Here is a 15867-nt window from a genome sequence, read left to right as displayed (position 1 = left end):
AGGCACCGTCACTAGAACGCGACGTGCTGCATGACCCACGCGTGCATCGTCACCGCGGCGGCGGCCGAGGCGTTGATCGAGCGAGTGGAACCGAACTGGGTGATTTCCACCACGGATTCGGAGGCGGCAATCGCCTCGGGCGAGAGGCCCGGGCCCTCCTGGCCAAAGAGCATCAGGCAGCGCTCGGGTAGCTCGAAGGTTTCCAGGATCACCGATCCGGGCACGTTATCGATGCCGATGATCGGCAGGTTTTTGGCGGCGCACCAGGCAACCAGGGCCTCGATGGACTCGTGGTGGATCACGTGCTGGTAGCGATCGGTCACCATCGCCCCACGCTTATTCCAGCGCCGACGGCCCACGATATGCACGGTGTCCGCGCCGAATGCGTTGGCGCTGCGCACGATCGAGCCGATGTTCATATCGTGCTGCCAGTTTTCGATGGCCACGTGGAACGGGTGGCGGTGCTCGTCGAGGTCGGCGACGATCGCCTCCATCTTCCAGAACCGGTAGCGGTCGATCACATTGCGGGTGTCACCGTGCTGCAGCAGCTCGTGATCGAAGTGGTCTTCCTCGGGCCACTCACCCACCCACGGCCCCACTCCGGCGGTGGAGAGTTCATGGGTCGGGGCATCCTGCGGCTCGGTCATCCCCTAAGCGTAGCCGCCCCACACGCAAATTCCGGCATCGGTCACGGAAAGTTTTCGGTGCACCGAAAAGTTAAGCTATGGTTTCTCCATGACCCGACCAACCCTGCGCCTGATCGCTCTCACCGCCCTGACCGCCCTTGGCCTCACCGGCTGTTCCCTGCTGGACGAGGGCGGCCACACCACGCCCACCGCCGGAGAAAAGCCCCTCGTCCTCACCAGCTTCACGGTGATCGCCGATATGGCCCGCGAGGTGGGTGGAGACCGCGTCCGGGTCGAATCAATCACCAAACCCGGTGCCGAGGTCCACGGCTATGAGCCCACACCTCACGACATTCGCAATGTGGCCGGTGCCTCACTGCTGCTGGAAAACGGCTTCGCGCTGGAGGGCTGGTTTGACCAGTTCACCCCGAACGTGCCGCGGGTGGTTCTGAGTGAGGGGATCGATCCGATCCTGATCACCGTCGGCGATAAGGCCGGTGCTTCCAACCCGCACGCCTGGATGTCCCCGGCCGCCGGACAGGTCTACGTGCACAACATTGCCCGCGCCCTCGGTGATCTGGTGCCCGAGCACGCCGAGGAATTCACCCGCCGCGGCGAGGCCTATGCCGCACGGATTGGCGAGGTACGGGACGGGCTGAGCGAGCGACTGTCCACGATCCCCGCGGACCGGCGCTTCCTGGCCACCTGCGAGGGTGCCTTTAGCTATCTCGCCCGGGACGCCGGATTAGAGGAAGGCTACCTCTGGGCGGTCAACCAGGAAAACGAGGGTACCCCGCAGCAGATGGCCGATCTGATCGCCCAGGTGCGCGAACGCCAAGTGCCCACGGTGTTCTGCGAGTCCACGGTGAGCGATAAGGCCCAGGGCGAGGTGGCCGCGGCGACCGGTGCAACCCTGGCCGGGCCACTGTATGTCGACTCACTCTCCGATGGTCCCCCGGTTGGCAGCTATCTCGAACTGCTGCGCTATGACCTCGACCTCATCGCCGACGGGCTGAGCCGATGAGCGCCCGGACCCCGGGACAGCACCCGGCCGCCCCCGTCCCCGCCACCGCCACCGCCAGCGGCGATCTTGCGGGCGAGCCGCGCACCACGGAGGCCTCGGCGAGCGCCGCCGCGATCCACGTGCGTGACCTACACGTGGCCTACGGGTCGGTGATCGCCCTCTCCGGCGTCACCCTGGACCTCGCTCCGGGCAGCGTCACCGGGCTGGTCGGGATGAACGGCTCGGGCAAATCCACCCTGTTCTCGGCGCTGATCGGCATGCTGCCCGGCGCACGCGGCGAGATCCGCCTGCTGGGGAAGGACCCGGCCGCCGCCCGCCCCGCGGGGCTGGTGGCGTTTGTCCCGCAGACCGAGGTGATCGATCGCGACTTCCCGATCAGCGTGCGCGAGGTCGTGATGCTCGGGCGTTACGGCCACCTGGGGTTCACCCGCCGGCCCCGCGCCGCCGACCGCGCGGCGGTCGCCGCCGCCCTGGAGCGGGTGGGCCTGACCGACCTCGCCGACCGTCCCATCGGGGCGCTCTCCGGCGGACAGCGTAAGCGGGCGTTTGTGGCACGCGGCATCGTCCAGGATGCGCGCATCCTGCTGCTGGATGAGCCCTTCGGCGGTGTGGATGCGGTCTCGCAAACCCTGATCACCGGCGTCCTGCGCGAACTGCGCGACGAGGGCCGCAGCCTCCTGGTGGCCACCCACGACCTCGCCGGAATCCCCGAACTGTGCGACGAGGTGATCCTGCTGAATAAGCGGATCCTCTTCCACGGCGACCCCGCCACCGCCCTGCGTCCGGAAAACCTGGCCCTCACCTTCGGGGTTGCCCCGTGACCCGTCTTCCCCCGACCTCTGGAGATTCAGCATGACCGACATCCTCACCTGGTTTACCGAGCCCCTCAGCCACGGCTTCATGTCCCGCGCCCTGGTGGCCACCCTGATCTCGGCGAGTGTGTGTGCGCTGCTCTCCTGCTGGCTGGTGCAGATCGGCTGGTCGCTGATGGGCGACGCGGTCTCCCACGCGGTGTTTCCCGGCGTGGTCTTCGCCCACATGATCGGGGTGCCCTTTGCCCTCGGAGCCTTCATCTTTGGGGCCGGGGCGGTCGGGCTGATCGGTGCCCTTCAGTCCCGCACCACCCTGAAATCCGACACCACGATCGGTGTGGTGTTCACCAGCCTGTTTGCGCTGGGGATCGCCGTCAACTCGGTGTTCCCCAGTCAGGTGGATCTCAACCACATCCTGTTTGGCAACATTCTGGGGGTCGGCGTGAACGATCTGCTGCTGGTCGCGATCGTGGGTTTCGCCAGCGGCGCGGTACTCCTACTCAAGCGACGCGACCTGACCCTGTACGCGTTCGATCCGGTTCAGGCACACACCCTGGGCATCCGGGTGCGCGGGCTGCGGATCCTGCTGCTGCTGATCCTGGCCCTGGTGGTGGTCATCACCCTGCAGACGGTGGGGATCATTCTGGTGGTCGCGATGCTCATCATCCCCGGGGCCACCGCACTACTGGTGAGCGGACGCATGTCCCGCATCCTGCCCATCGCCGTGGCCTCCGCGCTGCTCTCCTCGATGGTGGGCGTCTATGCGGCGTACTATCTCAACGCCTCGGTGGGCGGGGTTGTGGTGCTGACTCAGGCCGCGCTGTTTATGCTCGCGCTGATCCTCGGCCCACGCGGCGGCCTGCTACCGAGCGCCCTGCGCTCCCGCCGGGCGGCGCAGACCTCGCGGGCACCGGAATCGGGGGTGTTGGTCGGGGTGAATTAGGCGGGCAGCAGGGCTGAGTTCACCATCCCTCCCGGCAATTCGCGGGGGTCCGGGTACCCTGGATACGGACCCGCTACCCGGTGCGGGCCACCGAGGAGAGCCCGATGCCGCTGAGCACCCGCTATGAGGACGCCCACGAGGACTACCTGAAGACCATCTACTCGTTCACCGAGTGGCAGGATGCCCCGATCACCCCCTCGGTGCTCGCGACCCGGCTGGGCCTGGCCCCCTCGACCGTGACCGAGATGGTCAAGAAGCTTGCCGCCGCCGGGCTTGCCGACCACGTGCGGTACGGGGCGATCAGCCTCACCGAGACCGGACGTCTGCGGGCCCTGGCGGTGATTCGCCGGCATCGGCTGATCGAAACCTGGCTCGTGAACGAGATGGGCTACACGTGGGACGAGGTACACGATGAGGCCGAGGTGCTGGAACACTCGATCAGCGACCGCCTGCTGGACGCCATCGCCGAACGCCTGGGCAACCCCACCATCGACCCCCACGGCGACCTGATCCCCACCGCCGACGGCGAGGTCATCCGCCCCAACGCCACAACCCTTGCGCACTGCGCCCCGGGCAGCGAGGTCACCGTGGTGCGCATTCGCGACCGGGATCCCGAGATGCTGCGCCAGCTGGCCGAGCACGGGATCGGGCCGGGGAGCACCATCACCCTGGTGACCCTGTCGCCGACCCCGGTGCTGCGCGTGGGCACCACCAACATCGTGCTGTCCATCGGGGCCGACGAGATGATCTGGGTCTCCACCGGTCACTAGTCGACCCTTGCCGGCGCACTCTGGGCCCCGATCCGACGCGCCCGACGGGCATGCTTCGGGGAAACCGTGCAGCCGTCCGGGCATCGTGGTCCCATAGACTGGGACTGACCCGTTCACCCAGTAGAGGGAGCAGTACCGATGACGCAGAAGCGCGCCGAAGTCGAATGTTGGCTGACCGACATGGACGGCGTTCTCGTGCACGAGAACCGCGCCATCCCCGGAGCCGCCGAGCTCCTCGAGCAGTGGCGTAACGAGGGCAAGCCCTACCTGGTGCTCACCAACAACTCCATCTTTACCCCGCGTGACCTGAGCGCGCGCCTGCGCTCCTCCGGTCTCGAGGTCCCCGAGGACCGTATCTGGACCTCGGCCCTCGCCACCGCCGCCTTCCTGAAGAGCCAGAAGCCGGGCGGCACCGCGTTTGTGATCGGCGAGGCCGGCATCACCACCGCGCTGCACGAGGCCGGCTTCATCATGACCGAGACCAACCCCGACTACGTGGTGGTGGGCGAGACCCGCAACTACTCATTCGAGGCGATCACCAAGGCCATCCGCCTGATCAGTGGCGGTGCCAAGTTCATCTCCACCAACCCCGACGCCACCGGCCCGAGCCGCGAGGGCCCGCTGCCCGCGACCGGCGCGATCACCGCGCTGATCACCAAGGCCACCGGCTTTGAGCCCTACGTGGTGGGTAAGCCCAACCCGATGATGTTCCGCTCCGCCCTCAACAAGATCGGCGCCCACTCGGAGAACACCGGCATGATCGGTGACCGCATGGACACCGACATCGTCGCCGGCATCGAGGCGGGACTGCACACCGTGCTGGTGCTCACCGGCATCAGCGACGACGAGGAGATCGGTCGCTACCCGTTCCGTCCGGACGAGATCCTGAACAGCGTCAAGGACCTGCTGCACCCGCCCGCGGAAAGCGAAAACTACGAACCCATCGCCTAGCGCGCACTCACGAAGCCCCGGCCGAGATTCTCGGCCGGGGCTTCGTGTATCCGCGAGCTAGCGCGGTGCGGACTCCCCACGCAGGGAACGAATCATGCTCTCCAGGATGCGCATCGCATCGCCGCGTTCAGTCTCGGTGAGTCCGTCCAGCATGCGCAGCTCCACACCGCGAACGGCGGCACTGGCCCGCTCCAGGGCCCGTCGCCCGAGCGGGGTCAGGCTGGTGGGGAGCACCTTTCCCACCGGCGCTTCGTCGGGCCGAGTCACGTGTCCCTCCCGCTCGAGGGTGTGCAGCAAGACGTTCATCGACTGACGCGTGACAAACGATCCGCGGGCGAGTTCGGAGTTGGAAAGCCCCGGGCGCTGGGCCAGGAGTTCGAGGCAGGAGTAGTGGGTGATGGTCATACCCAGCGGACGCAGGGCTTCCTCCATCGCCTGTCGCAGCGCGGTTGATGCCTCCTTCAACCGGTAGCCCAGGGAGGTATCGAGGTGGATGATCTCGCCGTCTTGACTCATGTCAGTAGTATGACATAGATTGATCCGTGTCAGATAACTGACATCTTCGGAAGGAATATCCACATGCCCGCTCTCGGTCCCGACTTCATCTCCCTGCAGGTTCGCGATCTGGACGCCTCCCAGGCGTTCTACCAGCACTACCTCGGCCTCACCCGCTCCCCCGCCGGTCCCCCGCACGCCGTGGTGTTCGAAACCAAGCCGATCGCATTTGCGCTGCGGAGCGTGCTGCCCGGCACCAACCTGGATGCCGTCCCCCAGCCGGGAATCGGCGTCGCGATCTGGCTGTACGCCACCGAGGTTCAGGCGATCCATGACGCGCTGAGCGCCGATGGGCACACCATTACCGCCGCCCCGATCGATGGTCCCTTCGGGCGCACGTTCACGTTCACCGACCTCGACGGTTATCAGATCACCCTCCACGACCGCGCCTAGAACGAAAGACGCCCGACCGAGAATTCTCTCGATCGGGCGTCTGAGTGGTGCGGCGCGCACCACCTTCTCGTGGTGTTTAGCCGGGCAGCACGCTCGTGGTGAGCGGCTCGCCGCCACTGCGGGTCACGAAACACAGGTAGCTGCGCTGGCCGTCATTCCACTGCTGCTCGGTGATGGGGAATGCGGCCTGAACCTGCAGGTCGGTGTATTCGCCAACCGCGATCCGCTCGGGGGCCGAACATGCCAGGGCCGATCCGGCCACGATGCTTGCCTCCCCGGGGAACGGGGCGTCCGACTCGGCGGCGATCGCCACCGGGGCCAGCAGCTGGGCCGCATGGGGCTGGGCGCAGTCCACGACGGTGAACTCGGTCGCCCAGGCATCGGTGAACGGGGCGATGCACTCGCCGCCGGTCAGCGTGTTCCACGCGTGCGGTGCCGTCGCGGCCGGGGTTTCCTGAGTCGCGGTGGGGCTCGGTGCGGCGCTGGAGGAGGCGGAGGTGGGTAGTCCAAAGCCGCCGGCGATCGTGTTGCTCAGGAAGAACAGCACCCCCAGCAGGGCGAGGAATCCGATACCGATTCCCACCAGCAGGCCGACTCGACGACCCGAACCACGACCACCCGAGGTTCCCCCACCGGGCTTGCCGGGGCGCGGAGGCGCGGGGGGTGCCGGAGTCGAGGCTGCTGGGGCAAGGGCCGAAGTCGAGGGCGCGGCGGCAGGGGCCGAAGTCGAGGGCACCGTGGTGGGTGCCGAGGTCGAGGGCACCGTGGTGGGTGCCGAGGTCGAGGGCACCGTGGTGGGTGCCGAGGTCGAGGGCGCCGTGGTGGGTGCCGAGGTCGAAGCTGCCTCGGTAGGCACCGGAACCGGGAACAGGGTCGTTTCGGGGTCCGGGGTCAGCGTCACGGCCGCGCTGGGAAGGGGAATCTCGCTGGTCAGCGGGGGCAGTTCGATCGAGCCGGTCATCGGCGGCACGATGGTCCCGGCCACCGTGGCATCCACCCCGGCGGCGGGTTCCTGATCGCGAATGAGCTCGGCGAGGAGCGCCTGGTCGATCGGGGCCGTGTGGGTGTCCTCCGCGGAGGGTGCGGAGGCCGCGGCGATGGGTTCGGCCGGGAGATCCAGGGGGATCTCGGGCGCGTGGTTTCCGCGGCGATCGCGCACGCTGGCGACCAGATCGCGCACGCTGGCCTCACCGGAGTGCGCCGAAGCCGAGGGGTCCGCGGGCTGAGCCGAGCCTTCGGCAACCTGGGCTGCCACCTGGATCGGTGCCGCCGGTGCGCCCGGTGCCGGTTCACTCGATGCCGGTTCACTCGATGCCGGTTCACTTGATGCCAGTTCACTTGATGCCAGTTCACTCGATGCCGGTTCGCCCGGTGCAGGTTCGCTAGGTGCAGGTTCGCTAGGTGCGGGCACCGGCGCGAATACCGGCGCTGCCGATTCGGCCGCCGCGGGTTCGAGCACTTCCGATGCCACCGGCTCAGGTTCGCTCGCTGCCGGGGTCGGAGTCACAAAAATGCTGGTTTCCGGCTCGGGCTGCGTCGCGACCGGAGCCGCGGGCACGGGGGCCGGGCCGGCAACGCTCCAGAATCCGGATAAGGCCGGGGCTACCGCGGGGGTGACCGTGGGCGCGCTCTCCGGATCGGGGCTCACCGCCGGGGCGGGCCGCACGGTTTCCGGGGCAGACTGCTCGGTTTCACGAGCGGACTGCTCGGATTCCGGGGTGTACTGTGCGGTCTCACGAGCAGACTGCTCGGTTTCCGGAATCGACTGCTCGGTTTCCGCGGTGGACTGTGCGATTTCAGGGGTGAGCCGCTCGGCTTCCGAGGTGGTCCGCACGGCATCCGCTCCCGGATCCACGATGTCCGCCACCACCGGAGGCAGAACCGGAACGTCCGGCTGTACCGCAGGAACCGCAGGCACGGCCGGGGTGGCCGGAGCGGCCGACGCCGCAGCGAGACGTTCGTCGGCGTGAATGGAGGGGTCCAGCTGATCGTTCGGGGTGAGACCCCAGTTGAATGCGGCCGGGGCAGACTCTTCGCCGGCGGGATTCGCGATCGGCTCTGACTCACGGTGGGTGCCCGGCACGGGCAGCACCACCGACGGGGTCGCATCCCCGACGCTGAAGGCGGGCTCATCGTCGAGGTCGGCCTCGATCGGCTGCTCCGCGTGAGGCTCGACGAGCGGACGCGGGCTGGACGCCGTCCGGATAATCGGCAGGGCGGACGCGTTGGTGTCGTGGAAATCGTTGGACGCGGGAATCTCGGGAGCCGGGGCATCCGCGGAGTGGACGGGCTCGGACTCCACCGCCACCGTGGCCCGATCCTCGGCTTCGGCGGCATCCGCGGCCGCACGCTGTGCCAGACGTTCAGCCTCGGCCGCGGCGGCGGCCGCACGTAGCTCGGTGCGGTGGGGCAGCGGAGGGGCGTCATCGGGGCGGATCACGGTGATGGGTTCTGCGCGCAGATGGGTCTGATCCCAGTTCTCGGCCACCGATTCCGTGGGTTCATCGGCGGAGGGCACGACGGCGCTGGGAGTAAGGACCTCCGTGGGTTCATCGGCGGCGGACACGACGGCGCTCGGGGTAAAGGCCTCGGTGGGCGCATCCAAGACCGCATCGTTCGCGACGGTGGCGCTCTCCGAAACGGATGCATCCCGGGGGAGCGGCGCGACGCCGAACGAGGGAGCAATCCCCGGAGCGGATGCCGACTCCTCGACCTCGGGAGTTTCAGCCTCGGGTGCATCGGCCTCGGGCACCTCGGGCGTCAGCGGGGCGATCCCCGCCAGGGGGAACGCGGATCCGCGCGTGGGCAGGCGCAGGGCCGCGGTCTCGGTGGGAACCGCGATGAGCTCATCAAAGTTTGTGGAGGCGGCCGAGGCTTCGTGGCTGCGCGGCTCATCGCCGGACGGCTCGGGAAGATCGGGCAGCTCGGGCTCGGGAGCGCCGGACCCTGCGGCCGCCGGGGCCTCATCGGCCAACGGAATCGCCTCGGGCTCGGGAAGTACCGGGGTCGCCTCGGCGGCCGGAACCACCGTGGGATCGGGAACTGCTGGATTTGCCTCGGCATCCGAGACAACGGGAATCGCCTCGGTCGGCGGGACCACCGAAATTACCTCGGTTGGCGGAACCACCTCGCCCGGCTCATGCACGAGCGCCTCGTAGACGCTCTCCGCGGTGTCCGCCACCTCGGGCTCGGCGGGCGGCTCCTCACCGAGGGCCTCATAGATGCTGGACAGCTCGATGGTGTCCGTATTGGCCAGCGCGGCCATCAGCCACTCGGTACCGAGCGGGCCGGAGTCGGGTTCGGAGTCGGAATCGGTCGGGGACAACGGGTCCCCCGAGGCAGCCGGGATCGCCGGGGTCGCTTCCCCCTCGCCCTCGTGGGCGGGGATGTGCAGCGGTTCGGAATCGTGGTCCTCGGGGGTGCGCCCGTTGTCCCCGGCCACTACTCGAGCCCCAGGTCCGACAGACCGATGGCGGAGAAGTACGGGTACCCCTCGGCCTCGATGATTTCCTTGGCACCGGTGTTGCGGTCCACGACCACGGCGACACCGGCGATCACGGCACCCACCTTCTTCAGTGCCTCGATGGCCTGCAGCGGCGATCCACCGGTGGTCGAGGTGTCCTCAAGCACGATCACGCGCTTGCCCTCGAGGTCGGGGCCCTCGATCTGGCGGCCACGACCGTGGTCCTTGGGCTCCTTGCGCACCACGAAGGCGTCGTAGCTCAGCCCGCGGGCGGCGCCCTGGTGCAGTACGGCGGAGGCGATGGGGTCGGCACCCATGGTGAGGCCACCCACGGCCACCACGTCGGGGATGTCGGCGATCAGGTCGATCATGACCTGGCCGATCAGCGGCGCAACCCGGTGGTCCAGGCTGACCCGGCGAAGGTCAACATAGTAGGTAGCCTTCTTCCCGCTGGTGAGCGTGAAGTCACCGTGGAACACGGCATCGGCCTTGATAAATTCAATAAGTTTTTCACGTGCGTCGGTCACGGACCCTAGTTTACGGTGCGGCGCACCCGCGCGCACGGTCCGCGCGTGGGGAACTCGCGGGCGCTACGGTGGAGATATGCGAATCGCCACCTGGAACGTCAACTCAATCCGTGCCCGCGTCGACCGTGTGGTGGACTGGCTTGTCCGCGAGGACATCGACGTGTTGGCGATGCAGGAGATCAAGTGCAAGCCCGCACAGTTCCCGATCGAGGCGTTTACCGCCGCCGGCTACGAGGTCGAAATCCACGGGCTGAACCAGTGGAATGGTGTGGCCATCGCCAGCCGTCTGCCCATGAGTGAGGTCACCCACGAGTTTTCGGGGATGCCCGGGTTCGCCAAGAAGCCCCCGGTCCCGCTGGATCCCACCGCTCCCGGAACCGACGCCGAGGGATATCCGCTGGAGGCGCGCGCGCTGGGTGCCACCATCGACGGGCTGCGCCTGTACAGCCTGTATGTGCCCAACGGTCGCGGGCTTGACGATCCGCACTGGCACTATAAGCTCGCCTGGCTCGACGCCCTGCGCGCCGACACCGAGCGCTGGCTGGCCGCGGATCCCGACCTTCCCCTGGCGCTGATGGGCGACTGGAACGTGGCACCGTTTGATGCGGACATGGGCGATCCGAGCTTCACCGTGGGGTCCTCGACCCACGTGTCCCCCGAGGAGCGCGCGGCGTTCCACGCGTTCGAGGCCGCCGGGCTGACCGATGTGGTGCGGCCGCTGGTGCCCGAGGGCTATACCTTCTGGGATTACACCCAGCTGCGCTTCCCACGGAACGAGGGGATGCGCATCGACTTTATCCTCGGCTCACGCGGATTCGCCGACCTGGTCACCGACGCCTCGATCCACCGCGACGAGCGCAAGGGCGACGGCCCCAGCGACCACGTTCCCGTGGTGGTGGATGTGGCCCTCGAGGGTGAGGACGATGACATGCCGATGATCTTCGGCTAGTCACCTTATATAAAACAGGTGTTGTCGGATTACGTACGTTATTAGTCGCATCTGTTTTTTAAATATCACCCGCGGATCCCCGGAATTCCGGGGCGTGCCGTTATGGTTTTGTTACTTTTGTGGAATTTTCCAGGCAAAATCCGCGAGATTCCGTTAGTCTTGGGTCTAGCCGTTGCGAAAAGATGCCCCTCAAAGGGGCTCTCCCCCATTCCGCAACACCCCGTCTTTATCACCCACCCGGTGTGACTGCCCGCGGTAGCCATGCCCATTTTGGAGCAATTCAGTGAACCAGAGCACGACACCCGAGAGCGAACGGGTGGCTACTGCACCCCTGCCCTCACGTCGCGCCCTGCGTGCAGCGCGTGAGGCCGAGAGTGCCGCCGCCGCGACCATCGCTCCCGCCAGCATCACCCCGACCAGCGCGCTCGACCCGATCGAGGACCACGGCGTCGCCTCGGTGGCCACCGGCATCGCCGGTTCGGCACCGCTTCCGGCGCAGGCACCCACCCGTCCCGCGTCGACCCACGCGGTCTCCGAGTCGCTCGCCGAAACCGAAGCCGCCGCGTTCATCGCCCCGGCACCGGCAGTCACGACACCGGAACAGACCGACTCTGCTCCCGCGGCCATCGCCGAATCCGCCACACCGGCGGCGTCCACTGCACCCGCGACACCCGCTGCGCGTCCCGCCGCACCCGCAGAGCCGGCGGCCACTTCCTCCGTGAGCGCTTCGGCCGCGACTGCTTCGGCCGCGAGCCCGGCGTCCTCCGCCCCCAGCTTCAGCGTCCCCACCTTCGACGAGATTTTCGGCGGAGTTCCCGCCGCCGGACAGGCTTCGGCCTCGCACACCGACGGCGCGCACACCCACGAGCCCCGGACCAAGCGCGGTTCGCGTCCCCAGACCCAGCGCGCGGCATCCGCCGCCCGGCGCACCGGTCGCCCCCAGGGACCCCGAGCCGCCCGTCGTCCGCTGCGTCGCGCGGTCTTCTCGGCCCTGATCGTCCCCGCCCTGTTTGGAACCGCCGCGCTCCCCGCGTTCGCCATCGATTCCTCGGCCTCCGCCGCCGGACCCACCAGCTACTCGGCCATGCAGCTGATTCGCGGCGAGTCCAAGGCACCGCAGACCCTGACCGTGAGCGCCGCCGCATCGGTGGAAGACATCGACCGCGGAACCTACGAAACCAGCCGCGGCGCCATGGCCCCCACCGGCTACAACGCCTCCAGCGCCCTCGAAGCGTATGCGGGCCCCTCGGCCCTGGGCTGGTGGCGTCCGCTGCCCGGACCGATCACCTCACCGTACGGTCCGCGCGGTCTGATCTGTAACAGCGTCGGCTGCTCCAACAGCTTCCACGAGGGCATGGACTTCGCCGGTGCCTCCGGAACCCCGGTGCGCGCGATCTTCGGCGGCACCGTGACCTTCGTGGGCAACGCCGGGGCCTTCGGTAACCGGGTGATCGTGGACCACGGCAACGGCGAGGTCTCGCTGTATGGCCACCTGCTGACCGGCTCCGCCGAGGTCACGGTTGGCCAGACCGTCGAGGCCGGACAGATCCTCGCCGGCGTGGGTGCGACCGGTGTGGTCAGCGGCCCGCACCTCGACCTCAAGATCGAGGTCAACGGCGAGATGACCGATCCCGCCGCGTTCCTGCGCAGCAAGGGCGTCCCGGTCTAACCAGCCGCACCACACTCGTGCCCCGCGCGAGTGTTCGGGACACTCCACGTCCCGCGCGGCACACCTCGTCCGACTACAGCCAGTGCTTCTTCTTGAAGATCCCGTAGAGCAGCCCGGCAAAGCCCACCATCAGCGCGATCGAGAACGGGTATCCCCACTCCCAGCTCAGCTCGGGCATGTTGTGGAAGTTCATGCCGTACACCGACCCGATCAGGCTCGGGGCAAAGATAATGGCCGCCCAGCTGGAGATCTTTTTCATCTCCTCGCTCTGCCGTAGGCTCGCCTCGGTCAGGATCCGGGTCTCATCGTTTTGACGCTGCCCCACCAGGGCCGCATTCACGGTGAGTGCGTTTTCCAGCAGGCTGCGATAGGCGCTGGCGCGCTCAATGACCCGGGTCACATGGTCGCCGACATCGCGCAGGGCTCGGCGCTGCTCGATCGCGTCGGCCGGCAACCGCGCGGCCATCGAGACCAGCATGCCGGGCAGCGGGGTCGCCGCGCGCTGAAACGCGATCACCTCGCGGGAGAGTTCATAGATGCGCTGGGACTGCTCATGTCCGCCCGAGAACAGGGCGTCCTCAATCTCATCGATATCGTTTTCCAGCCCGGCGAGCACCGGCTCATAGCCGTCAACAATCTCGTCCAGGACCGCGAAGAGCACGGCCTGGGGGCCCTCGGCCAGCCGCGCCGGTTCGGCTTCGAGGCCGCGCCTGGTCTCGGCAAAGTTGGGGGCTTCGGAGTGGCGGATCACGATGGCGGTGCGCGGCCCGGTGATCACGTGCACCTCACCAAAGTCCACCCGCTCCTCGGCGTCCAGGTAGCGCGCCGAGCGCAGCACCGTGAGCGAGGTCTCGCCGTAGCGCTCAAACTTGGGACGCTGATGTCCCTGGGAGGCGTCCTCGACGATCAGCTCATGCACCCCAAAATCGGTGGCCAGCGCGTGCAGCTCGGCGGAATCCGGGCGGTACAGCCCCACCCAGGCGAACCCGTCGGGGTGCGATTCCAGGGCCGGCAGGGTCTGATCAATCCCCAGCGGAGATGCCACGCGAACACCCGCCACGTACACAGCATTGTCGATCATGACCATGTTGGTTTCCTCCCACATCCACCGTCGATTCTCACCGTAGCCCAGTTCCCCCGTACACTCGCTGATCGCCACGTGGGGCGGCACGGCACGGGTGTCACCTAGGCTGAAGCTATGCCTACCCGTGCCGAGATCAGGTTTGACCGTGTCCTAGCGGCCGTGCTGTTTGTCTGTGCCCTCCTCAGTCTGGCGCTCTACCAGCAGATGGGGATCTTCGCTCATCCGGCGCCGCTGTGGGTGGGTGTGGTTACCTCGCTGTGTCTGTGCGCCACGCTGGCGTGGCGGCGCAGCTATCCGGTCCTGGTGATGTTCACGGCCGGAACCATTTTTGTGGTGGCGGCCCTCCTGGGTGTCGCCGAGCAGCTCCTCGCCAATGTGGTCCTGTTCCTCTCGATCTACACCGTCGGGGCCGTGGTGGAGAATCGGGATCGCGCCCGGCTGATGCGCATGCTCATGATCGCCGGAATGTTCGTGTTCCTGGTGGTGGGCATGTTCATTCAGTCCACCAACACCCACCTCGTCTCCGGGATCCCGCAGGTGGGGGCGCTCTCCCCGCTGGTCGCGTTTATGCTCGCGCAGATTCTGATCAACATCCTCTACTTCGCCGGGGCCTACGTCATGGGCGAGATCGCCTACCGGGTGCGTCTGCGCGAGCGTCAGCTACGCGCACTCACCACCGAACTCGAACGCGAGCGGGCTCTCAGCTCCAGCCAGGCGGTCGCACTGGAACGGGTACGTATCGCCCGCGAGCTGCACGATGTTGTCGCCCACCACGTCTCGCTGATGGGAGTGCAGGCGGGTGCCGCACGAATGGTGCTGGATCGGGACCCCGACGCCGCCCGCACCGCCCTGCACCAGGTCGAGACCAGCGCCCGCCTGGCGATCAGCGAGCTTCGCGGGCTGCTGGGCACGCTGCGGGAGGCGGATCCAAGCCTCGAGGACGCGCCCTCCACGGTGAGCCTGTCCGGCCTGCCCGCCCTGATTCACGCGAGCGAGGATGCGGGGCTCCCCACCCGGTTTGAGATCCAGGGCACCGAGGTACCGGTCTCCAACCTGACCGGTTTCACGCTGTTCCGGGTGGCCCAGGAGTCCCTGACCAACGCCCGCAAGCACGGCGGTCAGGCGGCCACCGCCGACGTGCGTCTGCGCTATCTGAGCGACGGGGTCGAGCTGGAAATCACCAACACCGGCGCGATGCCGATCCCCCATCCGCAGTCCGGACACGGTCAGCTCGGGATGCGGGAACGGATCGCGGCGGTCGAGGGCCGGCTCGAATACGGCCCGCGCACCCGCGGCGGATACCTGGTGCGCGCCTTTGTCCCCTATGACCTCACCGCCCTGCCCGAAGGAGTCACCCGATGAGCCCGATTCGCATTCTGCTGGTGGATGATCAGGCCCTTCTGCGTGCAGGTTTCCGCATCATCCTGGGCACCCAGCCCGATATGGAGGTGGTGGGCGAGGCCACGAACGGGTTGGAGGCCATCGCCGCCGCCGCCGAGCTGAAGCCCGATGTGATCTGCATGGACATCCAGATGCCGGGTATGGATGGATTGGCCGCGACCGAAAAGCTGCGCGAGAGCTCGGCGGCGATCCTGGTCCTCACCACCTTCAACGAGGACGCCTACCTGTTTGCGGCCCTGGAGGCCGGAGCCGCCGGGTTCCTGCTCAAGAACTCCTCCCCCGAGGAGCTGATCGACGCGGTCCGCGTGGTGCACGGCGGGGACGCGCTGCTCTCCCCGGCGCTCACCCGACGCGTGATCGAACGCTTCGCCCCCGCGCTGGCCCGGCCCGAAACCCCGGTCGCCCCGGCCCCCGCCCCGCCGATCACCGAGCTCACCGAGCGCGAGCGCGAGGTGCTGGAGCTGCTGGCGCGCGGTCTCAGCAACCAGGAGATCGCCGGCACCCTGTATGTGGGCGAGGCGACGGTGAAAACCCATGTGTCCCGGGTGCTGCAAAAGCTCGGGGTGCGCGATCGGATCCAGGCGGTGGTGTTCGCCTATGAACACGGACTGGTCATTCCCGGAAGCTCCCGGCAGGATCCCTCGAGCGACGCCTCCTGACCGCCGGCGTTCGCTCAAAGCGAGCACCACAACCGGTCACG

The 15867-nt window shown here is 67.8% G+C and carries 15 protein-coding genes; 10 read left to right on the top strand and 5 right to left on the bottom strand.

Annotated elements, in window-relative coordinates; translation table 11 throughout:
• Window positions 1-11 precede the first annotated feature (11 nt).
• The gene (locus IE92_RS0106855; RefSeq protein ID WP_030147761.1) at window positions 12-647 is read right to left on the bottom strand and encodes a TrmH family RNA methyltransferase; all 636 of its coding nucleotides are present in this window, start codon (window positions 645-647) and stop codon (window positions 12-14) included.
• A gap of 88 nt (window positions 648-735) precedes the next feature.
• Between IE92_RS0106855 and IE92_RS0106850 the strand changes: the two genes are divergently transcribed.
• The 5 genes from IE92_RS0106850 (at window position 736) to IE92_RS0106830 (ending at window position 5126) form a co-directional block, all read left to right on the top strand.
• Window positions 736-1650: a metal ABC transporter solute-binding protein, Zn/Mn family gene (locus IE92_RS0106850; RefSeq protein WP_081863978.1), complete on the top strand. Its 915-nt coding sequence runs from the start codon at window positions 736-738 to the stop codon at window positions 1648-1650.
• A complete protein-coding gene (locus IE92_RS0106845) occupies window positions 1647-2471 on the top strand; it encodes a metal ABC transporter ATP-binding protein (protein ID WP_081863979.1) in 825 nt (274 codons plus the stop codon). Before IE92_RS0106850 ends, IE92_RS0106845 begins: the two co-directional genes overlap by 4 nt.
• A gap of 31 nt (window positions 2472-2502) precedes the next feature.
• Window positions 2503-3405, top strand: a complete 903-nt coding sequence (locus tag IE92_RS0106840) for a metal ABC transporter permease (RefSeq protein ID WP_030147758.1) — start codon at window positions 2503-2505, stop codon at window positions 3403-3405.
• Window positions 3406-3509: 104 nt separating this feature from the next.
• Window positions 3510-4175, top strand: a complete 666-nt coding sequence (locus tag IE92_RS0106835) for a metal-dependent transcriptional regulator (RefSeq protein ID WP_030147757.1) — start codon at window positions 3510-3512, stop codon at window positions 4173-4175.
• A 138-nt stretch (window positions 4176-4313) separates the two neighbouring features.
• On the top strand, window positions 4314-5126 hold the full coding sequence (locus IE92_RS0106830; protein WP_030147756.1) for an HAD-IIA family hydrolase: 813 nt from the start codon (window positions 4314-4316) through the stop codon (window positions 5124-5126).
• A 57-nt stretch (window positions 5127-5183) separates the two neighbouring features.
• On the opposite strand, the gene IE92_RS0106825 is transcribed toward IE92_RS0106830, so the two are convergent.
• A complete protein-coding gene (locus IE92_RS0106825; RefSeq protein ID WP_030147755.1) occupies window positions 5184-5642 on the bottom strand; it encodes a MarR family winged helix-turn-helix transcriptional regulator in 459 nt (152 codons plus the stop codon).
• A 63-nt stretch (window positions 5643-5705) separates the two neighbouring features.
• Between IE92_RS0106825 and IE92_RS0106820 the strand changes: the two genes are divergently transcribed.
• Window positions 5706-6074 carry a VOC family protein gene (locus IE92_RS0106820; protein ID WP_030147754.1) on the top strand — a complete coding sequence of 123 codons (369 nt, stop codon included), beginning with the start codon at window positions 5706-5708 and terminating at the stop codon, window positions 6072-6074.
• 76 nt (window positions 6075-6150) lie between these two features.
• Here the strand turns inward: IE92_RS0106820 and IE92_RS0106815 are convergent, their stop codons facing one another.
• Both IE92_RS0106815 and pyrE read right to left on the bottom strand, forming a co-directional pair.
• The gene (locus tag IE92_RS0106815) at window positions 6151-9516 is read right to left on the bottom strand and encodes a septum formation family protein (RefSeq protein WP_030147753.1); all 3366 of its coding nucleotides are present in this window, start codon (window positions 9514-9516) and stop codon (window positions 6151-6153) included.
• Window positions 9516-10064, bottom strand: a complete 549-nt coding sequence (pyrE, locus tag IE92_RS0106810) for an orotate phosphoribosyltransferase (protein ID WP_030147752.1) — start codon at window positions 10062-10064, stop codon at window positions 9516-9518. The genes IE92_RS0106815 and pyrE overlap by 1 nt, the downstream gene beginning before the upstream one ends.
• Window positions 10065-10140: 76 nt before the next feature.
• Here pyrE and IE92_RS0106805 point away from each other — a divergent pair, with 76 nt between their 5' ends.
• Together IE92_RS0106805 and IE92_RS17245 are read left to right on the top strand one after the other, a co-directional pair.
• A complete protein-coding gene (locus tag IE92_RS0106805; RefSeq protein ID WP_030147751.1) occupies window positions 10141-11013 on the top strand; it encodes an exodeoxyribonuclease III in 873 nt (290 codons plus the stop codon).
• Between the two features lie 316 nt (window positions 11014-11329).
• Complete coding sequence (locus tag IE92_RS17245; protein ID WP_156027446.1) at window positions 11330-12682, top strand: M23 family metallopeptidase; 1353 nt, start codon at window positions 11330-11332, stop codon at window positions 12680-12682.
• A 73-nt stretch (window positions 12683-12755) separates the two neighbouring features.
• On the opposite strand, the gene IE92_RS0106795 is transcribed toward IE92_RS17245, so the two are convergent.
• Window positions 12756-13787 (bottom strand): magnesium and cobalt transport protein CorA, encoded by a 1032-nt coding sequence (locus tag IE92_RS0106795; protein ID WP_342666411.1) that lies wholly within the window; start codon window positions 13785-13787, stop codon window positions 12756-12758.
• A gap of 93 nt (window positions 13788-13880) precedes the next feature.
• On the opposite strand from IE92_RS0106795, the gene IE92_RS0106790 reads away from it, so the two are divergent.
• Together IE92_RS0106790 and IE92_RS0106785 are read left to right on the top strand one after the other, a co-directional pair.
• On the top strand, window positions 13881-15128 hold the full coding sequence (locus IE92_RS0106790) for a sensor histidine kinase (RefSeq protein ID WP_043321618.1): 1248 nt from the start codon (window positions 13881-13883) through the stop codon (window positions 15126-15128).
• Window positions 15125-15826 (top strand): response regulator, encoded by a 702-nt coding sequence (locus tag IE92_RS0106785; RefSeq protein ID WP_030147747.1) that lies wholly within the window; start codon window positions 15125-15127, stop codon window positions 15824-15826. The genes IE92_RS0106790 and IE92_RS0106785 overlap by 4 nt, the downstream gene beginning before the upstream one ends.
• The last annotated feature ends 41 nt before the right edge of the window (window positions 15827-15867 follow it).

It is taken from the genome of Mycetocola saprophilus (assembly GCF_000718085.1).
Lineage (GTDB): Bacteria > Actinomycetota > Actinomycetes > Actinomycetales > Microbacteriaceae > Mycetocola > Mycetocola saprophilus.
The sequence above is the reverse complement of the archived record's forward strand: the minus strand, read 5'-3'. Positions and strand labels throughout refer to the sequence as shown.

Coding starts and splice junctions, on each gene's coding strand:
- IE92_RS0106845 (WP_081863979.1), top strand. CDS start 1,647: ATGAGCGCCCGGACCCCGGGACAGCACCCGGCCGCCCCCGTCCCCGCC.
- IE92_RS0106840 (WP_030147758.1), top strand. CDS start 2,503: ATGACCGACATCCTCACCTGGTTTACCGAGCCCCTCAGCCACGGCTTC.
- IE92_RS0106795 (WP_342666411.1), bottom strand. CDS start 13,787: ATGTGGGAGGAAACCAACATGGTCATGATCGACAATGCTGTGTACGTG.
- IE92_RS0106855 (WP_030147761.1), bottom strand. CDS start 647: ATGACCGAGCCGCAGGATGCCCCGACCCATGAACTCTCCACCGCCGGA.
- IE92_RS0106835 (WP_030147757.1), top strand. CDS start 3,510: ATGCCGCTGAGCACCCGCTATGAGGACGCCCACGAGGACTACCTGAAG.
- IE92_RS0106820 (WP_030147754.1), top strand. CDS start 5,706: ATGCCCGCTCTCGGTCCCGACTTCATCTCCCTGCAGGTTCGCGATCTG.
- IE92_RS0106830 (WP_030147756.1), top strand. CDS start 4,314: ATGACGCAGAAGCGCGCCGAAGTCGAATGTTGGCTGACCGACATGGAC.
- IE92_RS0106785 (WP_030147747.1), top strand. CDS start 15,125: ATGAGCCCGATTCGCATTCTGCTGGTGGATGATCAGGCCCTTCTGCGT.
- IE92_RS0106850 (WP_081863978.1), top strand. CDS start 736: ATGACCCGACCAACCCTGCGCCTGATCGCTCTCACCGCCCTGACCGCC.
- IE92_RS0106825 (WP_030147755.1), bottom strand. CDS start 5,642: ATGAGTCAAGACGGCGAGATCATCCACCTCGATACCTCCCTGGGCTAC.
- IE92_RS0106805 (WP_030147751.1), top strand. CDS start 10,141: ATGCGAATCGCCACCTGGAACGTCAACTCAATCCGTGCCCGCGTCGAC.
- IE92_RS0106790 (WP_043321618.1), top strand. CDS start 13,881: ATGCCTACCCGTGCCGAGATCAGGTTTGACCGTGTCCTAGCGGCCGTG.